This is a genomic window from Coprococcus sp. ART55/1 (assembly GCF_000210595.1).
Classification (GTDB): domain Bacteria; phylum Bacillota; class Clostridia; order Lachnospirales; family Lachnospiraceae; genus Coprococcus; species Coprococcus aceti.
The window spans coordinates 1,622,803-1,624,981 of the sequence record NC_021018.1; the positions used below are offsets into that span (position 1 = coordinate 1,622,803).

The following is a 2,179-nucleotide window of genomic DNA, read 5'->3' on the forward strand; positions in this document are numbered from 1 at the left end:
CCTTGATATCTCTCTCATAACCATTGTCCGACGGCTCATAGAATACCCTGCCTGCAATCTTATCAGGAAGATACTGCTGGTCAACGTAATTATTCGGATAATCATGCGCGTATTTGTATCCTGAGTGTCCAAGCTTTGCTGCACCGCCGTAATGTGCATCTCTGAGATACACCGGAACCTGACCCGTGTCCTCATGCTTTACCGCATCCATAGCCGAAAATATCGCATTCACCACAGAATTGCTCTTCGGTGCACACGCAACGTAGGAAGCCGCATGGGCAAGTATTATCTGTGCCTCAGGCATTCCGACTCTCTCCACAGCCTGTGCACATGCCGACGCCACCACGATAGCATTCGGATCAGCATTGCCCACATCCTCACTGGCACATATCATGATCCTTCTGGCAATAAACTTTATATCCTCACCTCCGTAAAGCATCTTTGCAAGGTAGAATATCGCCGCATCAGGATCTGATCCACGCATGCTCTTTATAAATGCGGATATTATATCATAATGATTATCTCCGTCCTTGTCATATCTTATAGCTCTCTTCTGGATACATTCCTCCGCCACTTCAAGCGTTATGTGTATCCTGCCATCCTCGCTTCTCTCCGTCGACAGAACTCCGAGCTCTATGGCATTTAACGCACTTCTCGCATCTCCCGACGCCATGTCTGCAAGAAAGTCCTCGGCATCCTCATCAATGTCTGCATCAAATGCACCCATGCCATTTTCTGAGTACACTGCCTTGTGGATGAGCTTCTTGATGTCCTCCCTGGACAATGGATTGAGCTGGAATATATGGGATCTGGATATGAGAGCCCCGTTAACCTCAAAATAAGGATTCTCCGTGGTCGCTCCTATGAGTACCACCGTTCCATCCTCAACAAATGGCAGGAGATAATCCTGCTGTGACTTGTTGAATCTGTGGATCTCATCGATGAACAGTATAGTCCGTCTGCCATACATAGCCTTGGTATTCTTCGCCTCTTCCACAACCTTTTCCATGTCCTTCTTGCCCGCCGTTGTGGCGTTGAGCTGTCTGAACTCTGCCTTGGTTGTATTGGCTATGACCATGGCAAGCGTAGTCTTGCCGGTCCCCGGAGGGCCATAAAATATAAGCGAACTTATCTTATCCGCTTTTATCGCCCTGTACAAAAGCTTGTCCTTGCCTATAATATGTTCCTGTCCAACCACGTCATCAAGGCTGGTCGGTCTCATTCTTTTTGCCAGAGGAGAATCATCCTCCGAGAAATTCTCCCTCATATACTCAAATAAATCCATCTTTATGTCCCTGCCATCTAATATTCAGTGTCGTAAGACACTTCGAAGCCCGATATCTTACAATAACGGGCTTCGCATGTATCAATATCATATCATCTACTTGATAATGTCCAGTTTCTTCAGCATGTCATTAAACTTCATGATATCAATCGGCTTACATATGTAATCATCATAATCGTCGCTGGCGAGATTACTGTCAAAGCTTGCCTCGTCAAGTGCGCTGGTCATTATGACCTTCGATCTGAGCATCCTTGACACTCCGTGCTTTCTCTCTGCACTTCTTATGGATGCCAGAACTTTATACCCATCTATCTTTGGCATCATGATATCAAGACACACCAGCTCGAACAGTTCGCCCTTCTCAAGAGCATTTACAAATTCATCAACCGCTGCGATTCCATCAGGTGTTATGACCACATCACCAAACTTACTCAAATACTTGGATAAAAATTTTGCATTTGCAACATCATCCTCAGCTATTAATATCTTCATGACAATTCCTCCCTAATTTTACAACCTAAGTACTTTCTCAAGATGACTGAGCATCTCCTTGATCTCACCCCTGAAACTCTTCCTTGAGTATTGGTTTCTCCGTTCAAGCAATCCCTCTGTAAAAATTCCGTTGAACATGAGCGTAAGTTCCTTCGGTGAGAAAACCGCTCGTATCTCCTTGCTGTCAATCGCACTCTGAAACAATGTGCATACAAAATCATTACGCTTCAACATACACTCAGAGATGATCTCTCTCGTCTCTGACATGTGAAGCAATTCTTCATAATGCAGCATTATCGCACCCATACCAATATAGTTATCATAATATGTTGCATATGTATCTGCATAATACTTGATCTTATCCAGGTATGTCCCGTCAAGTCTCTCAACAGTCCTCTGGAT

General features: G+C 44.7%; 3 protein-coding genes. All 3 read right to left on the minus strand.

What is annotated here, in order from left to right:
- Positions 1–1,285, minus strand: a 1,285-nt coding sequence (locus CCU_RS07460) for a replication-associated recombination protein A (RefSeq protein ID WP_208896088.1), incomplete at its 3' end; no start/stop codon positions are given.
- A 96-nt stretch (positions 1,286–1,381) separates the two neighbouring features.
- Positions 1,382–1,777, minus strand: a complete 396-nt coding sequence (locus CCU_RS07465) for a response regulator (protein WP_015534155.1) — start codon at positions 1,775–1,777, stop codon at positions 1,382–1,384.
- 18 nt (positions 1,778–1,795) lie between these two features.
- Positions 1,796–2,179, minus strand: a 384-nt coding sequence (locus CCU_RS07470; RefSeq protein ID WP_208896089.1) for a TetR/AcrR family transcriptional regulator, incomplete at its 5' end; no start/stop codon positions are given.

Excerpts from the sequence above, each read along its gene's own strand:
- CCU_RS07465 (WP_015534155.1), bottom strand. The coding sequence starts at position 1,777 with ATGAAGATATTAATAGCTGAGGATGATGTTGCAAATGCAAAATTTTTA.